The organism is Mycobacterium sp. MS1601 (assembly GCF_001984215.1).
GTDB lineage: Bacteria > Actinomycetota > Actinomycetes > Mycobacteriales > Mycobacteriaceae > Mycobacterium.
Map to the genome: position 1 here is coordinate 5539379 of NZ_CP019420.1, position 23715 is coordinate 5563093.

Genomic DNA, 23715 nt, shown 5'->3' on the forward strand with positions numbered 1-23715 from the left:
GCCATGGACTGCCCCCAAACGTACCGGCGGTTACCCGAGCTCGCTGATCTTCACCCCGGGGTCGGCGAGGGCATCCACGTCCACCGGTGTGCCGGTGCGCACCAGGGCCTTGATGTCGTCGAGGCCGTCCCAGATGTTGACGTTCATCCCGGCCAATACGCGGTTGTCGTCGCCCAGCCAGAATGCGGTGAACTCCCGGGCATCGACGTCCCCGCGGAACACCACCCGCCGGTAACCGGCTGAGTGGCCCACGTACTCCATACCCAGGTCGTACTGGTCGGTGAAGAAGTACGGCAACTCGTCGTAGGTGGCGTGTCTGCCGAGCATGCCTGCGGCGGCGACGGCCGGTTGCTTGAGCGCGTTGGCCCAGTGCTCGGTGCGGATGCGGACGTTCAGCACCGGATGCTGCGCGGCCGCTATGTCGCCGACGGCGTAGATGTCGGGATCGCTGGTACGCAATGCGGCGTCGACGGCCACACCGCCGTCGGCCAGTTCCAGCCCGGCCTGTTCGGCGAGTTCGATGTTGGGGGCGGCCCCGACGGCTACCAATACCGTGTCGGCGCCCACCTCGGTGCCGTCGGCCAGGCTCAGCCCTGCAGCGCTCACCGAGGCGACCTCGGCACCCAGTCGCAGATCCACTCCGCGGCTGCGGTGCAGGTCGGCGAACACCCGCCCCGTCTCGGGCCCGAGAGCCTTGAGCAGGGGCAGCTCAGCGGACTCCACCACCGCGACGTCGACCCCGCGTTCGCGGGCGGTGGCGGCCACCTCGAGGCCTATCCAACCGGCGCCCAGCACAGCCAGTGACGTCCCGTCGTGCAACACCGAATACAACTCGCGCGCATCGTCGATGGTGCGCAGATACCTGGCTGCCTGTGCGCCGGGCAGCTGTGGCACCCGGGGGCGAGAACCGGTGGCCAGCGCCAGCTTGTCGTAGTGCACGGTGTCCCCGTCTGGGAGCTCGACGGTGTGTGCTGACGGGTCGATGGCTGTGACGGTGGTGCCCAGACGCAGGTCGACGTCGTGGTCGCGGAACCAGGCGGACCTGTCCACCGTGAAGTCGTCGAAGGCTTTTTTGCCCGCCAGGAAGTCCTTGGACAGCGGTGGACGTTCGTACGGGAGGTGCTCCTCCTCGGCGAACAGGACGATGTGACCGTCGAAATCGCTGTCGCGCAATGCTTCTGCAGTTTTGGCGCCGGCAAGTCCGCCGCCGATGATGACAAACGTCTGTGATCGGGACATGGTGACTCCGTTCCAGTTGCGAGCGTACTCCGGCCCGCGCAGAGGCGGGCTGTTACGGATCAATCGGTCAGAGATGCGCGAACCAGCGCGGCCGCCAGTTCGGGGGTTTGCTCAGGCGCCAGTGCGGCCAGTGCCGCCGCGTCGGTGGGCAAGCCGAGACGCTGTGCCTGCTCGCGGGCTCTGTTGTCGAAATATGGTTGCACCCAAGGCCATACAGCTTGGACCTCACGCAGGAAGATGCCGGCACCCGTCTGGCCGATACCGGTGAACTGGCGCAGCAACGTAGAGGTTCGCTCGATATCGTGGCCGGCGGCCTCGGCCAGGTTGCGCAGGTCGCCACCGTAGTCATCGCTGACCTTGGCGGCCATCTGGGCGAGCCGGTCAGCCGAACTCTCGTCGTAACGCGCGTAGCCGGCGTCGCCGAAAGCCGTGATCACCGTGCGTCGGTCGGCGTCCAGAACGGCCTTCGGCGTCCGTAGGCCGGCGCTGAACAGTGCGTGGGCGGCGCGGGCGGCGACGTCAGAGTGGATCGGCTTGCTCGCCAGCATGCACAGCACCAGCAGTTGGAACAGCGGTTTCGGGGCGTCCTCGAGGGTGATGCCGGCCGCGGAGGCGTAGGTGGTTCCCCGGCGGTTGAGCAGGTCGCGTGCTATCGCCTCAGGTGTTGCCATGAGTGTCGGCTACCCGTTGCCCACACTCGAAAACGGCTACTTGGCCGGTAGGGCCTTGGCGTGCTCCACCCCGCGTGTCACCCAACTCTGCAGCTGGCGCTTGGTCTTGACGCCGTCCTCTGCCACCCGCAACCAGCCCCTGATCTCTCTGCCTCCCATCACCATGGGGGCGACGTGGGGTTTGGACAGCAGTTTCTCGGTGTCCGGTTTGGCAACCCGGACCATCAAGCCACCCTGACCGCTGACCGCGATCGCCATGTTGCCCCGGATCAGGAAGGCCAGCCCGCCGAACATGGTCCTCTCGTCGGCACTTTCGGCGCTGAGCAGTTCGCGGATCCGGTTGGCCAGCACCTCGTCGTAGGCCATCTCAATCCAGGTCGACGCGGATGGTCAGCAGGTCGGTGCCCATCAGCCTCACCACTGCGCTGTTGGCATGTGGCAGGGTCTTCAGTCGGGCTCTGGCGTCATCGTCGGGCAGCAGATGGGCGGTGCCCGAGCGCCATTGGCCGTTGATGCGCACCCGCACCGCCGGGTTGGCCAGAATGTTGAGCACGTAGTGCGCGTGCTCGCCGTGTTCGGACACCATCCAGAACTGGTTGTCGATCACGGCGCCACCGACGGCGGTGAGCCGCTTCTGTCCGGATTTGCGGCCGGTGGTTTCCAGCATGGTGACCGGCATCCTGCGGCCCACGGGGTTCACCACGTGGCGTTGCACGGTGTGCACGATGCGGCGCTTGAGGTTCATCAGGTCGGGCACCAGCCCAGTCTAGGCCCCAGCTTCTCCGCCAGATCGGTGACGATCTGGCGGTAGTCGTCCTCGGCGAAGGTGAACGGCAGCGCGAAGGCCACTTCGGAGGCCCGTTGGAAACCGGCGTGGTCGAACAACTGGTCGGCCAGTTCGTCGGAGGTCCCGACGTAATCGGGGGAGAACAGCATGCCGCGGGGACCCTGCGGGGACTTGGTGCGCTCGAATCTGCTTGCGGCGTATTCGCGGTAACGGCGCACCTGGTCATCGGTGGCCGAGTCGGTGGGGATGACCACCAAACCCTGTGACACCCTTGCTGTTTCCGGGCTCGGGTGGTGTGCCAGGTAGGTCTCGATGTTCTGTGCCTGGATGGTGGCGAAGTCTGTGCTGTCTGTTCCCTCGATACTCACCACGGAGCTGGTCAGGTAGTTGATGCCCTGTTCGCCGGCCCACTGCGCCGACGACATGCCGCCGCCGTACCAGACCCGGTTCGCCAGCCCGGGGGAGTGCGGCTGGATGCGCTTGGTGAACTGTTCGATACTGACGGTGCCCTCGAACTCGCTGACCGGCTCGCCGCGCAGATGGCGCAGCAGCCGCAGCACCCGTTCCTTGGAGAAGTCCTCGGCGTCATAGGTGTCGGGGTACAGGGCGGACTTGTAGTCGTCGTAGCGCATCGGGGTGCCGACCGACACCCCGGGATTGACTCGTCCCCCCGACAGGATGTCCACTGTCGCAAGGTCTTCGGCCAGCCGGAAGGGATTCTCCAGGCCCAGTGGGATCACCGCGGTGCCCAGTTCGATGCGGCTGGTGCGCTGGCTGGCTGCCGCCATGATCGCGACCGGCGAGGAGATTCCGGGCTGTAGATGCCGACAACGCAGCCACACGCTGTCGAAGCCGAGTGCCTCGGCCCGCTCGATCACCTGCAGGGTCTCTTCGTGACCGGCTTTCGGGTCGGCGACGTCGAATCGACCGATGGTCAGGAAGCCGAGCTTGTGCAGGGGTTCTCCGCGTCGTGGCATGGTTCAGTCCGCCGTGGCAGCGTCGTAGGCGACCTGTGCTGCGGACACCTCGGAGAGGTGCTGGACCGACCAGTCCCGCAGGGCCCGCAAGGGCCCCTGCAGGGTGCGCCCGGCCTCGGTCAGGGAGTAGACCACCCGCACGGGTACCTCCGGGTAGACGGTGCGGCATACCAGGCCGTCGCGCTCGAGGTTGCGCAGTGTCTGAGTCAACATCTTCTGGGACACTCCCTCGATCTGGCGGCGCAGTTCGGAGAAACGGGCGTCGCCGTCGGCGAGCACCCCGACGATCAGCACCGTCCATCGGTCACCGATGCGGTCGAGGATCCGCCGGGTTGGGCAATCCGCCTGGTAGGGGCCGAGCAGGGAGGTGGTTACCACAAAGTGCCTTCTTCCCGTCAGAGACCAACACTCCTACGGTAATCAGCGCGGCTGGCAGGCGCCATCCGTCTGGAAAGGAGAGCGTCGAGTTGTCTCGTATCACTGTGATCGGCGGCACCGGGTATGCCGGGGCAGCCATCGTCGAAGAAGCTGCGGTCCGGGGGCACCAGGTCACCGCGCTGAGCAGGTCGGCTCCGCAGACGCCCGTTGCCGGCGTCAACTACGTGCACGGTGATGCGGTCGACGAGGCGCCCTTGTCCACGGTGATCGCCGACGCCGATATCGTGGTGGCGGCGCTGGCGCCGCGCGGGCCGCTGACACACACCTTCCGCGAGGTCAACCGCACCATCGCTCGGCTGGCCGATGCCGCCGGTGCCACGCTGTACGTGGTCGGTGGATTTTCCTCCCTGCGGCCCGCACCCGGCGCAGACCGTTTTGTCGCCGATCTCAGCGACCTCCCGGCCGAGGTTCACGACGAGGTGCTGGCCGGAGCGGCGTTGATCCTCGAGGACCTGCCGGCCACCCCGCAGAGCTTGGACTGGGTATTCGTCAGCCCGCCCCGGCTGTTCGGTTCCTTCGCACCGGGCGAGAAGCTGGGCCGTTACCTGCTCGGTGACGACGTTGCCGTCGAACCGGTTACGGGAGGCAAGATCTCGGCGCCGGACTATGCCCTGGGACTCGTCGACCTCGTCGAGAAGGACACCCATCACCGGGCCCACGTGAACCTGGGCAACCCCGTCTGAGGAAACGAACAGGGACCCGGGTGTTTCCACCCGGGTCCCTGTCTCTGTTGCTCGGCGTGACTAGGCCGCCTGCGTCACCGACTCCGCTGCCGGCTCCAGGGCCTGCGCGACGATCTCGGCGACATCGGTCATGGGCTTGACTTCGAGCGCCTCGAGCACCTCGGCCGGCACGTCATCCAGATCAGCCTCGTTGCGCTGCGGGATGAAGACCGTCTTCAGCCCGGCCCGCCCGGCGGCCAGCAGCTTCTGCTTCACACCGCCGATGGGCAGTACCCGACCGTTGAGCGTCACCTCACCGGTCATCCCGACGTCGGAGCGGACGTTGCGTCCGGTCGCCATCGACACCAGCGCCGTCACCATCGTCACACCGGCCGACGGACCGTCCTTGGGCACCGCGCCCGCAGGCACGTGCACGTGGATCTGGCGATCCAGCGTCTTCGGGTCGACGCCCAGTTCTGCGGCGTGGGCGCGCACGTAGGACAGCGCGATCTGCGCCGACTCCTTCATCACGTCACCCAGTTGACCGGTCAGCTTCAGCCCGCTGTCACCCTCGACGGACCCGGCTTCGATGTAGAGCACATCGCCGCCCAGTCCGGTGACGGCCAGGCCGGTTGCCACACCGGGGACCGCGGTGCGTTCCGCCGACTCCGGCGTGAACCGCGGACGGCCAAGGTAGTCAACAAGATCCGGCTCGTCGATCTCGATCGACTGGTCGGTGAGCCTGGTGGCAACCTTGCGCATCGCTTTGGCCAACAGCCGCTCGAACTGCCGCACACCCGGCTCACGGGTGTAGTCGGCGGCGATCTTGCGCAGTGCGGCATCCGTCACCGACACCTCCTCGGCCGACAGCGCTGCCCGGTCCCGCTGCCTGGGCAGCAGGTAATCGCGGGCGATGGCCACCTTGTCGTCCTCGGTGTAGCCGTCCAGCTGGATCAGCTCCATGCGGTCCAGCAGCGCGCCGGGGATGTTCTCGATGACGTTGGCCGTCGCCAGGAACACCACGTCACTCAGGTCCAGATCGAGCTCCAGGTAGTGGTCGCGGAACGTGTGGTTCTGCGCGGGGTCCAGCACCTCCAGCAGTGCGGCCGACGGGTCGCCGCGGTAGTCGGAGCCCACCTTGTCGATCTCGTCCAGCAGCACAACGGGATTCATCGTGCCTGCCTCGTTGATGGCTCGCACGATGCGACCCGGCAGTGCGCCGACGTAGGTGCGCCGGTGTCCACGGATCTCGGCTTCGTCGCGCACACCACCCAGGGCAACACGCACGAACTTGCGCCCCAGAGCGCGGGCCACCGATTCGCCCAGCGATGTCTTGCCGACGCCAGGAGGACCGGCCAGCACCATCACGGCACCGGAGCCGCGGCCGCCCACCAGCGCCATGCCGCGCGCGGCGCGTCGTGCCCGCACCGCCAGGTACTCCACGATGCGGTCCTTCACATCGTCGAGCCCGTGGTGGTCGGCATCCAGGATTTCCCTGGCGCCCTTGAGGTCTGTGGAGTCCTCGGTGCGCACGTTCCACGGCAGGTCCAGCACGGTGTCCAGCCAGGTGCGGATCCAGCCACCCTCGGGGCTCTGGTCGCTGGCGCGCTCCAGTTTGCCCACCTCACGCAGCGCGGCCTCGCGCACGTTGTCCGGCAGATCGGCGGCCTCGACGCGGGCCCGGTAGTCCTCGGAGCCCTCCGGCTCGCCCTCGCCGAGTTCCTTGCGGATGGCGTTGAGCTGTTGGCGTAACAGGAACTCCTTCTGCGTCTTCTCCATCCCGGAGCGCACGTCTTCGGCGATCTTGTCGTTGACCTCGGTCTCGGCCAGGTGCTCGCCGGTCCAGGTGATCAGCAGCTGCAGCCGGGCTGCGACGTCCTCGGTCTCGACCAGCTCGCGCTTTTGCACGTCGGTCAGGTACGAGGCGTAGCCGGCGGTGTCGGCCAGGGCCGAGGGATCGGTGATCCGGTTCACCACGTCGACGATCTGCCAGGCCTCACGGCGTTGGAGCATCGCCAGGAGCACCTTCTTGTATTCGGTCGCCAGGGTCTTGGTGTCGGCGTCGGCCTCGCTGTCGGGCACCTCGCTGACCTCGACCCAGAGTGCGGTGCCGGGGCCGGTGGTGCCTGCGCCGATGTGCGCGCGACGTTCACCGCGCACGACGGCGGCGGCGCCTCCGCTGCCGGCGATCCGGCCGACCTGGACGATGGTGGCGAGCACGCCGTGGGTGGGGTAACGGTCGTCGAGACGCGGGGCAATGAGCAGCTTGCCGGACTCACTGGCCTGGGCGGCATCCACCGCGGCACGGGCAGCGTCGTCGAGTTCGATGGGAACCACCATCGTGGGCAGCACGATGGGTTCACTCAAGAACAGGACGGGCACTGAGATGGTTTCGGACATCAAACCTCCAAAGTTGATTCTCCTGCGCTCAACCTTCGAGGTGCCGGAATTGTTCCCGGTCATGTCACGGGCGGGCAGCACCCGTCACTCGGCTGAGGCCAGCACCCGCCGTACCTCGTCCTTGCGGTCGTCGATGGCACGGCCGATGTCGTGCAGCAGCACCGGCTTGTCCTCGACCAGCTTCTCCAGGTGCACGCGGTCGATGGTCAGCACGGTCACCTCGTCCACTGCGTACCCGCCGGCCACCACCGGTTCCCTCGTCAACGTCGTCTGTCCAAGGAAGTCGCCCGCGGACAGTGTGCGGACTCCCAGCACCTTTCCGTCGTCGGTGGTGGCCGTCAACCGGACCCGGCCGTTGACCACGAACATCATCCGTTTGGGCACCTGACCGGGGTACTGCATGGTTTCGCCCGCGCCGTAGCGGACGATGCGGACACTGGGCGCCAGTGCCTGCTGCTCCACCGCCGTCAGGCGCAGCGTTGGGGCGACGATCTTCAGCGACGTGGCCACCAGTTCGGGCGTGCTGAACTCATTCTGTGCTCTGTCCAGGTGCAGGTTGGCCCGCCGAGCCGCATACCAGGCCCAGCGCAGGAACGTCGTCTTGGTGGTCCATTCGTCGGCGGCCGAGCGCAGCGGGATGCTGGTGCTGTACGTCCCGCCGCCGGTGGTCACCGATGACGGCTTGGCCCCGGGATGCAGTTGCGGCAGGTTGCCCGCGATCCGGGTCAGCATGATGCACACGTCATCGGGCGGATCTTCGACGTCGAAGACGGTCTCTACCGAGATCGAGTGAGGTCCGGCCGGGCGGCTGAGGTTGGTGAACGACGCTCCGGCCAACGCCGAGTTGGGCATGATCTGTAGACCGCTGCCGGTGTCGATATGTGTTGCGCGCCAGTTCACCTCGACGACGCGACCCTTCGCCGACGGAGTGTCGAGCCAGTCGCCGAGCTGGAATGGTTGCTCGAACAGCAGCAGCAGACCCGAGATCACCTGGCCGACGGAGTTCTGCAGTGCCAGGCCCAGGACGATGGACGTCACCCCCAGGGCGGTGAAGAGGGCGCCGACATTGGCACCCCACACCCAGGACAGGATCACCGCCAACCCGACGGCGATCAACGCGAAGCGCGCGACATCGAGGAAGATCGACGGAATCCGCTTGCGCCAGCTGCCTTCCGGTGCCCCCTGGAACAGCGTCGCCCGCAGCCCGGACAGCAGCAGCACCACCACCACGAATCCCAGCACGGTCGCGACGATGCGCACCGGGGTGGTCTCCGCGGACACATCGGAGCCCTTGACCAGGAGTAGCAGCAACGCGCCCAGCGGCAGGATGTAGTTGCGCACCAACGCCAATGGGCGCACCAGTGCGCTGCCGCGCCGGGCCAGCGCGGTGTGGATCTCGGTCAGCAGCACCAGCAGCACCGGTAGGCCAACGGCGACGACCAACACCCAGACAAACCACGAGTCGTTGAACAGCTCGGCGATCACTGGTGGTCGGCCAGTCGCCAGAGAGGTTCATCGGTGCCGTCGACAGACACCACACCCGCGGAGGTGAAGCTGGTGGTGCTGCGCATCAGGTCATACACCCGCGACGTCACATACACGCCGGGCCGAGGGGACCCGCTCTGCACGCGGTAGGCCAGATCCACTGCGGTGCCCCACATGTCGTAGGCCAGACTGGAGCGACCCACCAGACCTGTACTGACGGTGCCGGTGTCGATGCCGGCCCGCAGGCTCAGATTGTGGTCGGTCTCGCCGTTGAACCGTTCGATGATGCGTTCCATCTCGGCGGCAAAGTCGACGGTGCGGCGCACGTTGTCCAGGCGCGGGGTGTTGAGCCCGCAGCTGGCCAGGTAGCCGTTGTGCAGGGTGCGCACCTGTTCGATGCCCAGATTCTCTGCGGCAGCGTCGAATTCGCGCACCAGCCGGTTGATGATGGCCAGACTCTCCTCCGACGTCAGGCCCGACGACAACTCGCTCAGCCCGACGATATCGGCGAAGATCACCGTCACGTCCTGATGGTCGGTGGCGATGTTCTCCTCACCCTCGCGGTAGCGTGCCACCACGGGTTCGGGCATCAGTGTCAGCAGCAGTCGGTCGTTCTCGCGGCGCTGTTCGTTGAGCAGTTCGTCCTTGATGGCAAGGTTGCGGCTCATGTCGTTGAATGCCGTCGTCAGATCGCCGAATTCGTCCCGCGAGGTCACCGGTAGCCGGATGTCGTAGTCACCCGCGCTGATCTGCTGAGCACCGGACTCCAACCGCCGGATGGGACGGACGAACAGCCGAGCGAACAGCATGGCTGCCAGACACACCACGAAGATGATGGCCGCGGTGGACAGCACCAGGGTGCGGGTGAACGCCGACACCGGTGCAAACGCCTCGTCGGTGTCGATCTTCGCGATCACACTCCAGTGCAGCTCCGGGATGTCAACCGGCGCGTAAGCCTGCAGGGTTTCATGGCCCAGGTAGTCCGTGGCGACCATGGTGCCGCGTTCCCCGCGTTGCGCCCGCTGAGCGGCGTCGGTGCGGATGGGCTGCACCAGGGTGGTGCCGTGCTGGCGCAATGCGGTGTCGACGACATCCGGCGGCGTGCCGGCCTCGACTGCCTCACGCTGGTAGGCCTCGGGATCCTGCAGGAACAGCCGGGAATCCGAGCGCATCAGATCGTCGGGTCCGGCGATGATGGTCTCGCCGGTCTGGCCCATACCGGCCTGCTCCCACTGCTGGTCGACGGTCATCAGCCGGTTGATCTTCGAGATGGGGAACTGCAGTGCCATCACGCCCTCGCGGCGGTCCTGCGGACCTATGGGCGTCATCATCCAGGCGGTGGGTTCGCTGGCGGGGGCGTAGTAGCCGAAGTCGGTGATGCCGACATAGTCCAGGAGATTGGTGCGCATCGCCGCCTCGAAGGCGTCGGTCAGTTCACCGCCGCGGAAGGGGCCGGTGAACACGTTGGAACCGAGGTCGACGCCCTTGTAAGCGGTGTAGACGACATTGCCTCTGGGGTCGATCAGCAGCGCGTCCTCGAACTCGAAGCGCTGCACGATCTCCCGGAAGAAATCGTTGAAGCGGGCGTTGGTGGCCGACCACAGGCTGCCGTCGCCGGCGTTGTCGTTGGCGATAGAGGCGTTCCAGTCGGTGAACGGCGTGGTGTAGTGCGACTGTAGGTACAGCGCCGGATTGCCTTTGGGGGAGATGGCCTCGACATCCACCGGCGCACCGACCTCGTGCGCCTCGTTCTTGGCGAACTCGGTGTAGTAGTCGACGATCGAGCGTTGCTGATCAGGGGTGATGGGGGCCGTAGCCAACTGGTCGAACCCGGCGGTGAAGTCCTGGATGGCCTGGGTGGCCGTCGAGCCGCGGGAGTACACCACCAGTGAGCTCTTCAGGTCGTCGAACTGTGCCTGCAGTTGACGGGTCTGGGATTCGCGGATCTCGGTGAGCCGGTCGAACACCGAGGTGCGCAGCGACTCCCGTCCCGACTGGTATCCGATGAACCCCACCACTGCCGCGGACAGGACGCTCGTGAGCAACAACATCACCAGCAATTTGGACTGGATACTGATCCGCGAGATCAGGAGCCGTCGCTCCAGCGGGCCTACCGGTGTGGTCATCGGTTGAGAACATTAGCCTGCAAACCATGTCCGATCCGTTCCAACTGCAACGGTTCATCGATGCGCAGGACCCGGTGTACGCCACGGTGCTGGCCGAACTGCGCGCTGGGCGAAAACGCACGCACTGGATGTGGTTCGTCTTTCCCCAGCTGCGCACGCTCGGACACAGCCCTACTGCACGGCATTTCGGCATCTCCGACGTGGCCGAGGCCCGTGCCTACCTGGCCCATCCGGTGCTGGGTCCGCGGCTGCGTGAATGCTGCCGTCTCGCCGCTGCCATCGAGGGCCGCACCGCTGAGCAGGTGTTCGGCTTTCCGGACAACCTCAAGTTGCGCAGCAGTGCGACCCTGTTCGCGCTGTGCGGCGACGACGCGGGTGACTTCAACGCCGTGCTGGACCGGTTCTACGACGGCCAGCCGGATCCGGAGACGCTACGGACAGCCCTGCCCTGAACACCCGGACCTACGGGCTGGCTCAGGCCGGCCGTCACTCCAGGACGAAGACCGGAATGAGGCGATCTGTCTTGGTCTGGTACTCGGCATACGGCGGGTAGGCCGCCACGGCCAGTTCCCACCAGTGGGCACGCTCGTCGCCTTCGATCTCGCGAGCGGTGAGTGTGGACACCTTGTCGCCGTCCTGCACGGTCACCGTGGGGTTGTTCTTCACGTTGAAGTACCACGACGGGTGCTTGGGGTCACCACCCTTGGACGCCACCATGGCGTACTTGCCGTTCTCTTCGACCCGCATCAACGGGACGTAGCGCTTCTTGCCGGACTTGGCGCCGGTAGTGGTGAACAGCACGATCGGGCGGTCCAGTACCTCGACTCCGTCCGTGGTGCCCTGTTCCAGGATTCGTTCGGTCTGCTCGCGTACCCACTCCGTGGGGCTCAGTTCAGTCACCTGCTGATAAACGGAAACCGGGATGCTTTTATTCCCGGGTCAGGGCTCCAAGATCAGCCAGCCGTGCGGCGGCACCTGCGTGTGCTGCACGCGTTCCTGTGGTGGTGCGCCGGAACCGGCGATCACCAGCCCGGGCACGTCGACGGGCAACGGCGCGTCGTCGATGTTCAGCGCCACCACCAGTGCGTGGTCTTCGCCTCGGGTTTCGTACACATAACCACGGTTGTCGACCTCCACCGCGGTGGTCCGCGCCGTATGCAGCCAGGGGTGGCGGCGGCGCAGCCCGATCAGGAACTGGTGCAGGGCGAACAGGTCGCGGCCCACCGCGTCGGCTGGGAACGGGGGAACGCCGAACTCCGGGCGTACCGCGTCGTCACCGCCGGCTCGGTCTTCCTTGATGCCCTGGAATCCGAATTCGTCGCCGGCGTAGATGGTGGGCACACCGCCGAGGGTCATCAGCAGCACAGCGGCATGGGCCACATGTTCGGGTCGCTCGAGCTTGCTGGCGATGCGGGTGACGTCGTGGTTGCCGATGAAGGTCTGCGGTACGAACGAGGCCAGGAAGTCGTTGTGGCGTCGAAGCGCCCAGTTGAGTTCGTGGAAGTTGCCGTCGTTGAGGCTGCTCCAGATGGCTTTCCAGAGTTCGTACTGAGTGACGGCGTCGAACCCGGCCTGGGAGACCATGCCCACGTAGTCGCCGTGGATGACCTCACCGACGAACCAGGCCTGCGGGTGCGCTTCCCTTACCCGCGGCAACACCTGAGCCCAGAACCGTTGTGGTACAGCGTAGGCCGCGTCCAGGCGCCAGCCGTCGGCACCCCGGTCCAGCCAGTGGTTCATCACGTCGACGATGTAGTCGACCACCGCCGGGTTGTTGTGGTTGAGGGTGATCAGCTCACCATGGCCTTCGAAGGTGTGGAATCGGCCCGGACGCCCCCGGAACCAGCGCGCCGCCTCTTCGTCGCCGTCCAGGGCCGCACGGTAGGCGGGGAAATCGGTGCCGACGTGGTTGAACACCCCGTCGAGCAGCACCCGCAGCCCGCGCTCGTGTGCCTGCTGGATGACGGCGTCGAAATCGTTGTCATCACCCAGGCGCGGATCGATGCGCTTGTGGTCGGTGGTGTCGTAACCGTGTGTACGAGAGGCGAATACCGGTCCCAGAGCGATGCCGGAGGCCCCGAGGGCAATTGCGTGGTCCAGCCAGTCGATCACCCGCAGCAGCCTGTGTTCCTCCAGGCCGGGTGCTACGTCGGCGGGGTACGCGCCCACGAAGCCGAGGGGGTAGATCTGCCACCAGATCGCGTGTTTCACCCACTCGGCTTCGGTCATGGCCGGAACCGGGCTTCGTAGAGGGATTTCATCTCTTCCTCGAATTGTGGTGCGGGGCCGTCGGCAACGACCCGAGGTGCAACGGTGGTGATGGGTAGAGCGGCCACCGGCGACGGCGGAGCGCCCCAGTCGGCAAGCCACTTCGAAAGCTGCTGCGACGATGTGGCGTACACGATGCGTCCCAGTCCAACCCACGCGTGCGCAGCCGAACACATCGGGCAGTGCTCACCGGAGGTGTACACCGTCGCCCTGATGCGACGCACCGGCGCGACGTTCTCGGCCGCCCACCGGGCGATCGCGAACTCCGGGTGTTGAGTGGCGTCGCCGCCCTTGACGCGGTTGCGGTCCTCGAAAAGGGTATGTCCGTCGGCGTCGACCAGGATGGACCCGAAGGGTTCGTCCCCGTCGTCGAGCGCGGCACGCGCCAGCTCGACACACCGCGCCAGCCGTTCGACGTCGAGGTCGTTCAGGGCCACGAGGCGAGAGTCTACGCACCAGCCGATAGCACGCCAGCTCGACTGCCGCCGCACAGGCGTGTCTTGCGGGCGTGACCTCGAGGTGTCTCGGCCACGAAATCTCGACTGCCAGCACTCTTGCCGCCAGGCACAGGGCCCCGATCGATGCCGGCGAACCGCCTCAAACGTTCATCCGGCACGCGCACGACGCGGTGATCGGCACGTCGGCGCGGGCCTTGGCCAGGTCCAGCTGGCGCCCGATGATCTGCGCTTCGGCGGTGCGACCCAGCTTGGTGAGGCATTCGTGGTAGCCGTGCAGGCTCCAGAGGTTGTTCGGGTGCTGGCAGGGCCGGGCCAGGGTGGGGTCCAGCCCAAGATCCGCTTCGTACACCTTCGCGGCTTCCGCCACGTGTCCCTGTTCCAGCAGCAGCGCACCGTAGGCGTGCCGGGTGGGCTGCATCCACCCCCAGGGTTCGTCATACGGAAGTTCATCGTCTAATTCGATTGCCTTTCTGAGACGTTCGAATGCGAGGTCGTAGTGGCGCTCCCGGTAGGCGATCTCACCGTCCAGCATTGCGCGTGCGACGTCGAGGATGTCGCGGCTGGTGTTGTTGAACAGATACCGGCTGTCGGGGACGGTTGCATAGGCGGCCTCGAACGCATCCCGCTCGGCCTTGGCCTGCGCCAATTGGCCCTTGGCGGCGTGCGCCACCCCGCGGCCGTAATGGGTCATGGCTGCAGTGGTGCAGTACAGCGCGACATCTTCGGGCAGCGGCTCGGCGATCAGGTCATCCCAGCGACCGAAGCGAATCAGGACATGAATCCGTAACGGCACAAACGCTTCCAACCAGTCCGCCATGGGCGGCGACTCGATGGACAGCAACTCCGGTGTCAGTTGTGCGGCCAGTTCATCGGCCGCCGACAGTGCTACCCGGAACTGACCGCTGAACATCGCCGAATACACCACGAAGTGCAGGTCGTGGGCGCGGTAGAGCGAGTAGAAGTTCAGTGGCCCTTGGTTTTCGACGAACTTGCGGTCGGCTTTCACCGCGGACTGGTTGGACACCACCGAACTGCGGTAGTCACCGCACAGCACGTCGATATGAGTTGGCATGTGCTGCAGGTGCCCGGCGTCGGGAACCAGATCCCGGAGTAGGTCCGCAGCGGGTAGTGCGTCTTCGGGGTGAGACGACATCTCCATGGTGTGGATGTAGATGTGCAGCAGTCCGGGGTGCTCTTTGCCCGCATCGGTGGCCAGAGCCGCGTCCAGGATGCGTTTGGCCTCGACCACCCGTGAACCGGGTGCGGGCTCGCCGGTGCGGGTGTCCCACAGCGCCCACGCGGTGACGTTCACCAAGGCGTCGGCTGCCAATGTCTGGACGTCGATGTCCTCGGGGTAGGCGTTGCTCAGCTCCACCATCGCGTCTGCATAGGCAGTGTGCCCGGCTGCGAGTGCGTCGAGATCTTCGGGGTTGTCGGTGGGAAAGCGGCTGGCCAGGGCGTCGATAAGGCCGCGCTCGGCGGGCGTGGTGTGACCTTCGGCGGCCAGTTGCAACTCCATCCTGGCTCGGGCCAGCGAGACGGCGATGTCGGTGGGGTCGAAGGCCTCCCACGCCTTGTTGTAGTTGGGGCCGATGGCATACGCAATACCCCACCGCGCGATGGACAGTCGGGGGTCATGGCTGAGTGCTTTCTCGAAGCACGAGATCGCCTCATCGTGATTGAAGGCAAAGGCCCACACCAGTCCTCGGTTGAACCACAATTGTGCTTGTGCAGAAGGGGTTTCGACTAGACGGTGATATCTGCCGAGATCGTAGTAGGGTTCGGCGCCGACCGCTTCGGTAGTCATGGTGCACACCCTAGAGCGTGGAGACGAGCTGGGGGAGGGGCGAGCGCATCTGAACGCACCGGTAGCCGGCGGACCGGGTTGGTCCGTCGGCTGGTGGTGCACTCCGGGGTTAGGGATCGCCGGGGTCGAGGATGCGTTCTGGGAAGTGCCGCCCCGACGACGGTGTCACCGAATGGACCCCACCCCCAGAACTCGACAGCGGACAACCCCGCTCCGGTCCACACACCAGGGTCAGATCCTCGATGTTGGTCTGGCCGCCGTGCTGCCAATCGGCATTCGCATGATGAACCTGCGACCGATACGCATTGGCGGTGCAGCCAGGCATGGTGCAACCCCGATGTGTGGCCAACAACATCAGTCGCTGTGGCACTGAGGCGGTGCGCCGCGACCGCCCCAGATGCAGTGGCAGTCCTTTACCGTCGAACAGTGCCAACCAGGGCCGGGAGTGGGCGACCAGAGCCAGGACGTCGGACATGGGAGTGGGGTGCCGCCGGCAGTGACACCGTGCCCGATGCGGTTTTCGAGGTCAGTCAGGTTGGCGACGATGATGAGGGTGGCGGGCAGCCCGTTGAGGGTGCTGATCGGCATGCCGGTCAGCAATTGGCGACGCATCCACATCAGGGCGTCGTGGGTGCGTTGGCCGTGGGTGCGGGTGTCGGCGCGTTTCTGCTCCTCACTCGGCGTTCCCGATACACAGGGGGTGTCATTCCAGGATCGGTTCCAGCAGCGCCCAGGCGTGTGGGGTGAGCAGTCCGTCGATCGGAATCAACCCATCCGGGCGTTGTGTGCCGCGCCGCAGATACGCCCGCGCCACCCGATCTTCATCGCAGAATTCGCCGTCCTGATTCAACAGATACGCCAACCGGTCAGCGGCTGTGACGAACTCGTCGACGGTCAATACGGACGCGTGTGTGGCTAGTTCAGCTTCGGCGGACTCCCGGGTCTGGGCATCAACAAACGCTGGGAGTTTCCGAAAAAACGACGTCATGGTGGTGATGTGGTCGGTGCTGATCACTCCGTGGGCTTGGCCGTGGGCCACGCCGGCGCCAAGGCTTCCCCGGTCAGAGACTGCCGCGGACCCAACAACTCCGCGTTCGTCAGGCGGCGGTAGGCGTCGGCGTCGTTGATCCGCAACCGGGCGGCCAGTACCGTGGTGCAGCTTGTGGCTCCGAGTTGTTTCGGGGTGCATTCCGTTGTGAGGCGTTGATACACCGGGTGATCGAGCACCGGCTGCTGACGGGCCACGGTTTCGCGGCGTTGCTGGAGCTCCAACAATTCCCCATGGGTGAACCCGTCGATCGAATACCGGTTCATCCGCGCGGTCGCTTCTTCGATCAGCGTCAGGTCAGCCAGCATCGCCTCCCTGTCCTGCACCGCCGATCCACCCATAACTCGAACAGTAGTTCGATCCACCGACAAAAAAGCTCGCAGCGTGGCAACAGATACTGAAGTGGCACACGAGGTTTCACCCAGTAACATCGCCATCATGATTCGCTGCGTACGACTGTGGACTGGTCAAGATGGTGGCTCGCACGTCCAGATCGGGAAGCTGGACATGCGGCCGGGCCGCAACGACGATCTGGTGTCCGGGGCGATGTCAGCCGCGCATGTCACGGTCGAGGAGACGGCGGGCGGCGGTGCGTTGGCCTGGCATACCGCCCCGGTGCGGCAGCTGGTCGTGACGCTGAGCGGCACACTGCTTTTTGTCACACGTGACGGTGAGCAGTTCACCTTGCATCCCGGCGACATCCTCCTCGCCGAGGACACCGCGGGCAGTGGTCACCAGTGGCAGCTAGAAGGCGACGATCCCTGGCGCCGCATGTACGTCGTGCTGGCGCCAGGGACCGAAGTGCCCTTCGTGTGCGACTAGTGACCGGCCACCACGTCGGATTCGTCCACGTCCACCGGATCTTTGGAACCGGGCAGGAAGTGGTAGATGAGGCACACCAGACCGAAGAAGACGTAGCCCAACGACACTGACGGGCTGGCGGCCCACTCGACCTGCGGGGCGTGGATCAGGCCGATGAACGACAGCACCGCCCCCACACCGGCGGCGATCGCGGCGTAGAGGAATTTCTTCTCCAGGATGAAGCACACCATGCTTCCGAAGATCAGGCCAACCAGCACCGCGCCCTCTCCCAGCACCTTGAGGCCTTCGTAGACCACCCCGGCACCATTGAGAGCTTCCATGCCCACTTCGGAGGCCGACGTGCCTGCGGCGTTCAGTGCGTTGTCTATCAGGCCTCGACCCCATTCCGCGAGGTTGGGTAGCAGCGCGGCCACCACGGCCACCGCATGCAATCGCGGCACCGCCTGGAAGGCCTGAGCGCCGATCAGCAGGCCGATGTACAACAGGATCGGCACGATCGCCGGCACCGGCAGGAGTGCATCGAGGATGCCGAAAAGGCCGACGAAACACAGGATTCCGATGGCGACGCCGCTGGCCAGTGAGTACGACGCGCGGCCTCCGGCGTCCTTCCAGCCCGGATGGCCGATGTAGACGGCGGGCGGGAACGGTGAACCGAAGGCGGAACCGACGATGGCGCCGGCGCCGTCGGCCAGCAGCACACTGCGCAAGTTGTAGTTGTCACCTGCGGCTGCCGCGGACTCCACGTTGCTCATGGCCTCGGTGAAGTTGTAGACACCCAGCGGAATGGCGGTGCCCAGTAGCGGTGCCAGATCCGACAAGCCATTGAACAGCAGGTCGATTCGCAGATCCGGGATGCCGATCGCGATGTTGGAGACAGCGGCGGTGACATCCGGCGCGGACATGAAACCACCAGCCCAGCCGATCGCGGTACCCACCAGCAGTGCGGCCAGTCCCACCGGGATGTTGAACGGCAGCTTCATGTTGGTGAAAAAACCGATCAGGATGATTGCCAGCACAGGCAGGCCGATCCAAGCCGCTTCCCACATCTGCGCGGCGGGTCGCATCGAGATGAAGGTGATGGAAATGCCGGCCAGGGTGCCCAGCATCGCGGCGCGTGGGGTGAGTTTGCGGATGTAGGGCCCGACGAACGCCCCGATCATCACGATGACACCGATCAGGAATGCCCATGCCAGACCCGCTTCCCACGCGCGTATCGGATCGTCGGTGTTGAGGTACACCGGCAGCATGACCACGAAAACCACGATGAACATGTGCGGGACGCTGGGTCCGTACGGCAGAGCCGTGACGTCCGAACGGTTTTCCTTCCTGGCCAGGCGGCGGGCCAGGAAGGTGTAGTACAGGTTGCCCAGGATCAGCGCGACGCCGAGGGCCGGCAGCACTGTTCCGAGCACGTCACCGGCCGGTACGGCGATGACGCCGATCATCAGACCGGTCAAGGTGAGGACGTTGACCAGGATGTTGAATCCCAGCCCGAAGAACGCATTGAGATCGCCTCGGGTCCACCAGGAGACTCCGGGCGGGGTGGCTTTGTCGGTGGACGGTTGGGCCGGCGGATCGCTGACTGTGCTCATGACGGTTCCTCTCAGGCTGCGGTGGGGGCGAGGGATTTGAGTGCGGGGATGACGGCAGCGGTGTCGGCGACCCAGCCGAAGATGCCGCCCTGGGCGGCGATCATCTTCAGCCCGACTTCCTGGAACTCAGGGAAATACGAACCGACACAATCGGATACCACCAGACACTCGTAGCCGCGGTCGTTCGCTTCGCGGGTGGTGGTGTGGACGCAAACCTCGGTGGTGACGCCCGTCATCAGCAGTTGTGTGATGCCGTTCTCGGTGAGGATGTCCTGCAGGGGAGTGGCGTAGAAGGCGCCTTTGCCGGGCTTGTCGATCACGACCTCGCCCTCCACAGGGGCCAGGTCGTCGATGATGTCGTGGCCGTACTCGCCCTGGATCAGGATGCGGCCGTACTTGCCCGGGTCGCCGATGCGCTTGGACGGGGCGCCGCGGGTGAGTTTGGCCGGCGGGCAGTCCGAAAGGTCCGGCTTGTGGCCCTCACGGGTGTGGATCACCATGATGCCGGCCTCGCGGGCCGCCCCGATCAGCGCGGCCAGCGGTTCCACCACCTTGGTGAGCTGGTCGACGTCGTTGCCGAGGCTCTCGCCGAAACCACCGGGCAGCATGAAGTCTCGTTGCATGTCGATGACGATCAGGGCGGTCTTGCCGGCGATCAGTGGGAACGGGCCGGGGTTGGCGGGAATGTCGACGGTGCTACTGCTCACAGGTGCTCCTTGGTGGTGACGGTGATGGACGACGGGGTGTCGACGGTTCGGGGTTCATCGAGCAACTGCGCGGCCAGTTGCAGTGCGATGTCATCGGTTTGGGCGGCACCCAGCAGGGTCGCGCTGTACGGGCGGCCGTCGGACAGGGTGCCAAGTGGTATCGCGACACCGAGCAGATCCAGCAGATTGCCGAAGTGGGTGTAGTGGCCCAGCATGGTGTTGGTGTCGATGGGCCGCTCCAGTACCTGGTCGACGGTGAAGGTGGTGCCGATGGTGGGAACCACCATGACGTCCATGTCGCGCCAAAGACGCAGCACTTCGGCACGCAGTTCCTGCAGTTGCTGCAGTGCCGCGAAGGCGTCCACCGCGGTGTACTTCTGCCCGGACGCCAGGATGTCGCGTACCACCGGGTGAATTGAATCAGGCTGGGCAGCAAGGAATTCCCCGAACACCACCAGACGTTCTGCCACCCAGGGGCCCTGGTACAGCAGCTCGCCGGCGGCCAGGAACGGTGCCAGTGACACGTCGACAACCTGCACCTGGCCGGCCAGTCGGTGTCGAAAGGCCAGGTGCGCCTGCTTCATGGCGTCGTCGCCGAAGAATTCGAGTTCGTCGACGGCGGGCAGGCCCACGCGGATCGGCGCGCCGCTGTAACGAGGTCCGCGATCGCGGGACCAGCCGTCGTTGTCGTCGCGGCCTGCCATCACGTCGAAGGCGCGGTCCACGTCGTCGATGCAACCTGCCATCAGGGTGATGCAGTCCAGGGACTTGCAGGCGGGCACCAGGCCAACGGCGCTGATGAGTCCTCGGGAGGGCTTGAACCCGATCACACCGTTGAGTGCTGCGGGCACCCGGCCGGAACCCGCGGTGTCAGTGGCGACGGCGAAGGGCACCTGCCCCAGTGCGACGGCCAGTGCGGAACCGGAGGACGAGCCGCCGGAGATCATGTTGCCGCCGTAAACGCTTCGCGGGGTGGTGTACGGAGTGCGGGTGCCGTTCAGCCCGGTGGCGAACTGGTCCAGGTTGGTCTTGCCGACGTACAGCGCGCCTGCGTCGAGCAGACGCTGCACCACGGGCGCGGTGTCGGTGGCGACGTAGGAGAAGTCGGGGCAGGACAGGGTGGTGGGGACACCTTCGACGTCGATGCTGTCCTTGACGCCGAACGGCACGCCGTAGAGCGGCAGCGCTCGTGCGCCGGGCCGGTTCTCGATGTCGCGGGCGGCAGCCAGCAGTTCCTCGCGGGGCACGGTGGACAGCCAGGTGCCGTCATCTCCGCGTGCAGCAATCGCATCTGCCACGCGCGCTGCGGTTTTGGAGGGCGAACCCGAGCCGCTGGCATGAGATTCGAGGATTTCGGCGACGGAAGGTCCCAGTGACGGGCCCGGTGAGTACACGACCATAACTGTCGATTGTCGACAGAATCGTGGCGGATCAGCGTCGGCTGTGTGTCATTTGTGTTAGTTATCCCGGTGCAGACCAGGGTTCAAAGCGGCAGATAGCTCAGGTGCCCGTGATCATGCATGGCAGCCACCACCACGGCGCAGTCATTGGTCGACAAGGCCTCGAGGATCGCCTCGTGTCGCTCTATACCGTCGTCGGCGTGATGGTGGCGTGCCTCTTCGCGCAGGTTGACCGCCATGGGCAGCTGCAGCTTCAGCAGGATGGGCTCCAGTGCAATGTCGAGCTGGCGGTTGTCGGCCAGCGCCACCACCGCGGCGTGGAACTCGCGGTGGGCGTCGTCGCGTTCCAGGTCGGTGGCGGCCGCCCTCATCTGCTCCAGGGCTGCGCGCACGGGAGTCAGAGCGCTGTCCAAATCTGCCAGCGGTAGTGCAGATTCGATGGCGTGCCGCTCCAGCACGCCGCGGAGTTCGAACAGTTGCAGGATGTCCTGAGGCGACCAATCGGTGACCCGGGATCCGCGCCGCGGCAGGTGTTCGACCAGCCCCTGCTGGGCCAGCTGGCGCAGAGCCTCACGCAGAGGTGCCCGGCTGATTCCCAGATCGGCGCACAGTTGCTCCTCGACGATCTTCGCACCCGGCTGCAGCGCGCCGCTCATGATGGCGTCTCGTACCCGATGCGCCGCGACCTCCACGAGGGTGGCTGGGAGCGTGCTTCCTGGCTGGTTCCTGGGTGCCGCCATGGCGGTATCGATCATCCTTTCGGCAGTTCGAGTAGGTCGATTGTCGACAATTGTAGGGGTGTTCTCGAAGTCCGGCTAAGTCGGGACGTGCGAAGCCGGCAGCTGGTCTCCCGAGATATCAACGTGCCCAAGTGAATACGCCGAATGCGACAGGCTCTTGTCATGCATCGGCGACCGTCATCAATTGACGGGTGATCGTCTCGATCTCGCTTACCAGGACGCGTTGGGCGACGTGGCTCTTGTCCAGATAGGTCGCCGACTCGCGCAGCTGTTGCTCGGTGGCCACCAGATGAGTGGCATCCAGGGTCCAGGCCTGCCCGGCTCTGGGAACCTCACCGCGCAGTGCGTCGACAAAATCGTCCACCGCGACCACGAACCGGCGGTCCACAGTCTGGCTCCGCGAGGCCGGCACGTAGCGCTCCAGCACCGCACACGACGCGGTCACCGCGTTGATTCCCGCACGGTAGGTGGTCAGCCACCGGCGCACCTCCGGGGCATCGGCCCGGGCGCTGCCACTGGCCGCCTCGAACGCCGACCTGGCCCGGACCGTGCGGTCCCAGGCAGCGGCGATGACGGCTTCGGCATCGGTCAGTGGGTGCACAACAGCGCGAATGACTGTTGCCGCATAATCGATTTCGGCTTTGAGGAGTTCACCTGCGCGCTGATCGAGGCGCACCAGTGAACGATCCGGCAGCAGCACGTGGCTGCCGATGGCCAGCGCACCGCCGAGTATCGCCGCCAGTACCCGTTCGCCCAGAGCGTCGCTGTGCACCGAGCCGGCGATATCGGCCAGGAAGACGATCCCCATGGCCAGCGCCCCGGTGACCGGCACATAGCCGACGCCGGACACGGCATACGCCACGCCCACCAATGCCGTGGCCAGCACCGCCGCGACGATGCCGCTGGGATGCCACAGCACGGTCACGCCGGTGGCCACCACCACGCCGGCAACCAATGCAGCCACCCGGACCACACACCGGGTGTAGGTGTGAGCGGTCTCCGGGCGCAGCACCAGAAGCACCGTCACAGCGATCCAGTAACCCTGCGCGATTCCCGTCACGGCGGCCAGACCGGCACCCAGCCCTGCGGCAACGCTCAGGCGCAGGGCGTGGCGCAGGATCGGCGAGTTCGAGGACAGCTGGGCGCGCAACAGCTTTCGCGCCGATTTCAGCGTGCCCAGAGGAGCCATCGAGCCCGCGAACCGCAAGGACGCCGCCTCGTGTAGTTGAGCTTGCAGGCGTCTGGCCGGCAACAGTGCGGCAGCCGGCACCCGGTCGACGGCGGGATCGAGCTCCGCCAGGGCCGCTTCGGCGTCGGCGCGTGAACCGTCGGCGATGCGGTCGAGCGCCGTGGCGGACGCGGTGAGGACGGCGTGCGCGGCACGATCGGGGGAGACGGCGCGCAGTGTGGTCACCGCCATCGCCACTTGCTCGGGCAGGCCGAACAGGCCACGGAAGGCGGGCGGCCGCCGGCGCGCCTGGCGCTCGGTGACGGTGTAGGTGTCCCGCAGAGCGAGCAGCGGAGTGACGTCAAAACTCGCCGCGGGATCAGCCGCCAGCTGCCGGGTGCCGTCGGCCACCGAACGGTACGCCGCCGACAGCGCGGCGTGCTGTACCCGCCAGTGTTGTCGCGGCCAGGCGGCCACCAGCACCACCTGGGTGAGGCCGCCACCGATGGCCAAGAGTGCGACGGCCAGCGCCTGCTGCACAGAGACCGGCGTATGGCCACAGCACACCAGCAGCGCCCCCAGAGCGGTCGCCACCAGCCCCGCGTTGGCACTGACTGCCCACAGCATCCCGGCGCCCGCCGACCACATCAGGACCACCAGGACCGGCAGCGGACCGTGTCCTGCCGACACCGAACCCAGCAGCACTGCCACCCCGGCGGCCACCGATACCGTCAACACTGACCGTAGGCGCCGCGGATTGTCTTGCAGCGCCGTGGCACCGGCGATGGCCGCGCCGCCGCCCGCCGCCATGGCGCCCACCGGGTCAGCCCACTGCACCGCGAACACCACCGCGAGCAGCACACCGAGCAGGCTGCGTGCGACCTCGCCGACGTACGGCCATGCCGGCTTCATGGAAGTCA

The 23715-nt window shown here is 66.1% G+C and carries 24 protein-coding genes and 1 pseudogene; 3 read left to right on the forward strand and 22 right to left on the reverse strand.

Annotation, left to right across the window (positions count from 1 at the left end):
• Positions 1–30: 30 nt before the first annotated feature.
• The 6 genes from BVC93_RS26460 to BVC93_RS26485 are packed head-to-tail and all read right to left on the reverse strand — an operon-like array spanning position 31 to position 4052.
• A complete protein-coding gene (locus BVC93_RS26460) occupies positions 31–1239 on the reverse strand; it encodes an NAD(P)/FAD-dependent oxidoreductase (RefSeq protein WP_083740019.1) in 1209 nt (402 codons plus the stop codon).
• Positions 1240–1298: 59 nt separating this feature from the next.
• Positions 1299–1910 carry an endonuclease gene (locus tag BVC93_RS26465; protein WP_083740020.1) on the reverse strand — a complete coding sequence of 204 codons (612 nt, stop codon included), beginning with the start codon at positions 1908–1910 and terminating at the stop codon, positions 1299–1301.
• A gap of 36 nt (positions 1911–1946) precedes the next feature.
• Positions 1947–2276, reverse strand: a complete 330-nt coding sequence (locus BVC93_RS26470) for a TfoX/Sxy family protein (RefSeq protein ID WP_083740021.1) — start codon at positions 2274–2276, stop codon at positions 1947–1949.
• A gap of 1 nt (position 2277) precedes the next feature.
• Complete coding sequence (locus BVC93_RS26475; RefSeq protein ID WP_083741364.1) at positions 2278–2655, reverse strand: nitroreductase/quinone reductase family protein; 378 nt, start codon at positions 2653–2655, stop codon at positions 2278–2280.
• Positions 2655–3674: an LLM class flavin-dependent oxidoreductase gene (locus tag BVC93_RS26480; RefSeq protein ID WP_083740022.1), complete on the reverse strand. Its 1020-nt coding sequence runs from the start codon at positions 3672–3674 to the stop codon at positions 2655–2657. The genes BVC93_RS26475 and BVC93_RS26480 overlap by 1 nt, the downstream gene beginning before the upstream one ends.
• Before the next feature lie 3 nt (positions 3675–3677).
• Positions 3678–4052, reverse strand: coding sequence for a winged helix-turn-helix transcriptional regulator (locus tag BVC93_RS26485; protein ID WP_083740023.1), 375 nt, complete (start codon positions 4050–4052; stop codon positions 3678–3680).
• A gap of 89 nt (positions 4053–4141) precedes the next feature.
• Here BVC93_RS26485 and BVC93_RS26490 point away from each other — a divergent pair, with 89 nt between their 5' ends.
• Positions 4142–4795: an NAD(P)-dependent oxidoreductase gene (locus tag BVC93_RS26490; RefSeq protein WP_083740024.1), complete on the forward strand. Its 654-nt coding sequence runs from the start codon at positions 4142–4144 to the stop codon at positions 4793–4795.
• Positions 4796–4855: 60 nt separating this feature from the next.
• On the opposite strand, the gene lon is transcribed toward BVC93_RS26490, so the two are convergent.
• From lon to BVC93_RS26505, 3 genes are all read right to left on the reverse strand, one after another.
• Positions 4856–7174: an endopeptidase La gene (gene lon / locus BVC93_RS26495; RefSeq protein WP_083740025.1), complete on the reverse strand. Its 2319-nt coding sequence runs from the start codon at positions 7172–7174 to the stop codon at positions 4856–4858.
• An 84-nt stretch (positions 7175–7258) separates the two neighbouring features.
• Positions 7259–8656 (reverse strand): mechanosensitive ion channel family protein, encoded by a 1398-nt coding sequence (locus BVC93_RS26500; protein ID WP_083741365.1) that lies wholly within the window; start codon positions 8654–8656, stop codon positions 7259–7261.
• Positions 8656–10785: an adenylate/guanylate cyclase domain-containing protein gene (locus BVC93_RS26505; RefSeq protein ID WP_192860110.1), complete on the reverse strand. Its 2130-nt coding sequence runs from the start codon at positions 10783–10785 to the stop codon at positions 8656–8658. Before BVC93_RS26505 ends, BVC93_RS26500 begins: the two co-directional genes overlap by 1 nt.
• Positions 10786–10811: 26 nt before the next feature.
• Here BVC93_RS26505 and BVC93_RS26510 point away from each other — a divergent pair, with 26 nt between their 5' ends.
• Positions 10812–11237 (forward strand): DUF1810 domain-containing protein, encoded by a 426-nt coding sequence (locus BVC93_RS26510; RefSeq protein ID WP_083740026.1) that lies wholly within the window; start codon positions 10812–10814, stop codon positions 11235–11237.
• A gap of 34 nt (positions 11238–11271) precedes the next feature.
• Here the strand turns inward: BVC93_RS26510 and BVC93_RS26515 are convergent, their stop codons facing one another.
• The 8 genes and pseudogenes from BVC93_RS26515 to BVC93_RS33295 form a co-directional block, all read right to left on the reverse strand.
• Complete coding sequence (locus BVC93_RS26515) at positions 11272–11685, reverse strand: nitroreductase family deazaflavin-dependent oxidoreductase (protein WP_083740027.1); 414 nt, start codon at positions 11683–11685, stop codon at positions 11272–11274.
• 39 nt (positions 11686–11724) lie between these two features.
• Positions 11725–13014: an alpha-amylase family glycosyl hydrolase gene (locus tag BVC93_RS26520; protein WP_083740028.1), complete on the reverse strand. Its 1290-nt coding sequence runs from the start codon at positions 13012–13014 to the stop codon at positions 11725–11727.
• Entirely contained in the window at positions 13011–13490 is a 480-nt protein-coding gene (locus BVC93_RS26525) for a nucleoside deaminase (RefSeq protein WP_083740029.1), read from the reverse strand. The genes BVC93_RS26520 and BVC93_RS26525 overlap by 4 nt, the downstream gene beginning before the upstream one ends.
• Positions 13491–13650: 160 nt before the next feature.
• Positions 13651–15318: a tetratricopeptide repeat protein gene (locus BVC93_RS26530; RefSeq protein ID WP_083740030.1), complete on the reverse strand. Its 1668-nt coding sequence runs from the start codon at positions 15316–15318 to the stop codon at positions 13651–13653.
• Positions 15319–15427: 109 nt separating this feature from the next.
• A complete protein-coding gene (locus tag BVC93_RS34195; RefSeq protein WP_236950531.1) occupies positions 15428–15793 on the reverse strand; it encodes an HNH endonuclease signature motif containing protein in 366 nt (121 codons plus the stop codon).
• 56 nt (positions 15794–15849) lie between these two features.
• Positions 15850–15936, reverse strand: a pseudogene (locus BVC93_RS34845) (hypothetical protein); the annotation flags it as partial.
• Between the two features lie 85 nt (positions 15937–16021).
• Entirely contained in the window at positions 16022–16333 is a 312-nt protein-coding gene (locus BVC93_RS34445; protein ID WP_192860111.1) for a DUF222 domain-containing protein, read from the reverse strand.
• The gene (locus BVC93_RS33295) at positions 16330–16707 is read right to left on the reverse strand and encodes a DUF222 domain-containing protein (protein WP_192860112.1); all 378 of its coding nucleotides are present in this window, start codon (positions 16705–16707) and stop codon (positions 16330–16332) included. The genes BVC93_RS34445 and BVC93_RS33295 overlap by 4 nt, the downstream gene beginning before the upstream one ends.
• Before the next feature lie 97 nt (positions 16708–16804).
• On the opposite strand from BVC93_RS33295, the gene BVC93_RS26555 reads away from it, so the two are divergent.
• On the forward strand, positions 16805–17188 hold the full coding sequence (locus tag BVC93_RS26555) for a cupin domain-containing protein (RefSeq protein ID WP_083741367.1): 384 nt from the start codon (positions 16805–16807) through the stop codon (positions 17186–17188).
• Here BVC93_RS26555 and BVC93_RS26560 read toward each other — a convergent pair.
• From BVC93_RS26560 to BVC93_RS26580, 5 genes are all read right to left on the reverse strand, one after another.
• Positions 17185–18780, reverse strand: a complete 1596-nt coding sequence (locus BVC93_RS26560; protein ID WP_083740035.1) for a regulator — start codon at positions 18778–18780, stop codon at positions 17185–17187. The two genes, BVC93_RS26555 and BVC93_RS26560, sit on opposite strands and share 4 nt — an antisense overlap.
• Before the next feature lie 11 nt (positions 18781–18791).
• Positions 18792–19487, reverse strand: a complete 696-nt coding sequence (locus BVC93_RS26565; protein ID WP_083740036.1) for a cysteine hydrolase family protein — start codon at positions 19485–19487, stop codon at positions 18792–18794.
• Complete coding sequence (locus BVC93_RS26570; protein WP_083740037.1) at positions 19484–20887, reverse strand: allophanate hydrolase; 1404 nt, start codon at positions 20885–20887, stop codon at positions 19484–19486. Before BVC93_RS26570 ends, BVC93_RS26565 begins: the two co-directional genes overlap by 4 nt.
• 83 nt (positions 20888–20970) lie before the next feature.
• On the reverse strand, positions 20971–21627 hold the full coding sequence (locus tag BVC93_RS26575) for a GntR family transcriptional regulator (protein WP_083741368.1): 657 nt from the start codon (positions 21625–21627) through the stop codon (positions 20971–20973).
• A gap of 160 nt (positions 21628–21787) precedes the next feature.
• Positions 21788–23707 carry an FUSC family protein gene (locus BVC93_RS26580; protein ID WP_083740038.1) on the reverse strand — a complete coding sequence of 640 codons (1920 nt, stop codon included), beginning with the start codon at positions 23705–23707 and terminating at the stop codon, positions 21788–21790.
• Between the last annotated feature and the right edge of the window lie 8 nt (positions 23708–23715).

Excerpts from the sequence above, each read along its gene's own strand:
- BVC93_RS26460 (WP_083740019.1), bottom strand. The coding sequence starts at position 1,239 with ATGTCCCGATCACAGACGTTTGTCATCATCGGCGGCGGACTTGCCGGC.
- BVC93_RS26465 (WP_083740020.1), bottom strand. The coding sequence starts at position 1,910 with ATGGCAACACCTGAGGCGATAGCACGCGACCTGCTCAACCGCCGGGGA.
- BVC93_RS26470 (WP_083740021.1), bottom strand. The coding sequence starts at position 2,276 with ATGGCCTACGACGAGGTGCTGGCCAACCGGATCCGCGAACTGCTCAGC.
- BVC93_RS26475 (WP_083741364.1), bottom strand. The coding sequence starts at position 2,655 with ATGAACCTCAAGCGCCGCATCGTGCACACCGTGCAACGCCACGTGGTG.
- BVC93_RS26480 (WP_083740022.1), bottom strand. The coding sequence starts at position 3,674 with ATGCCACGACGCGGAGAACCCCTGCACAAGCTCGGCTTCCTGACCATC.
- lon (WP_083740025.1), bottom strand. The coding sequence starts at position 7,174 with ATGTCCGAAACCATCTCAGTGCCCGTCCTGTTCTTGAGTGAACCCATC.
- BVC93_RS26505 (WP_192860110.1), bottom strand. The coding sequence starts at position 10,785 with ATGACCACACCGGTAGGCCCGCTGGAGCGACGGCTCCTGATCTCGCGG.
- BVC93_RS26510 (WP_083740026.1), top strand. The coding sequence starts at position 10,812 with ATGTCCGATCCGTTCCAACTGCAACGGTTCATCGATGCGCAGGACCCG.
- BVC93_RS26520 (WP_083740028.1), bottom strand. The coding sequence starts at position 13,014 with ATGACCGAAGCCGAGTGGGTGAAACACGCGATCTGGTGGCAGATCTAC.
- BVC93_RS26530 (WP_083740030.1), bottom strand. The coding sequence starts at position 15,318 with ATGACTACCGAAGCGGTCGGCGCCGAACCCTACTACGATCTCGGCAGA.
- BVC93_RS34195 (WP_236950531.1), bottom strand. The coding sequence starts at position 15,793 with ATGTCCGACGTCCTGGCTCTGGTCGCCCACTCCCGGCCCTGGTTGGCA.
- BVC93_RS33295 (WP_192860112.1), bottom strand. The coding sequence starts at position 16,707 with ATGGGTGGATCGGCGGTGCAGGACAGGGAGGCGATGCTGGCTGACCTG.
- BVC93_RS26555 (WP_083741367.1), top strand. The coding sequence starts at position 16,805 with ATGATTCGCTGCGTACGACTGTGGACTGGTCAAGATGGTGGCTCGCAC.
- BVC93_RS26560 (WP_083740035.1), bottom strand. The coding sequence starts at position 18,780 with ATGAGCACAGTCAGCGATCCGCCGGCCCAACCGTCCACCGACAAAGCC.
- BVC93_RS26570 (WP_083740037.1), bottom strand. The coding sequence starts at position 20,887 with ATGGTCGTGTACTCACCGGGCCCGTCACTGGGACCTTCCGTCGCCGAA.
- BVC93_RS26575 (WP_083741368.1), bottom strand. The coding sequence starts at position 21,627 with ATGGCGGCACCCAGGAACCAGCCAGGAAGCACGCTCCCAGCCACCCTC.
- BVC93_RS26580 (WP_083740038.1), bottom strand. The coding sequence starts at position 23,707 with ATGAAGCCGGCATGGCCGTACGTCGGCGAGGTCGCACGCAGCCTGCTC.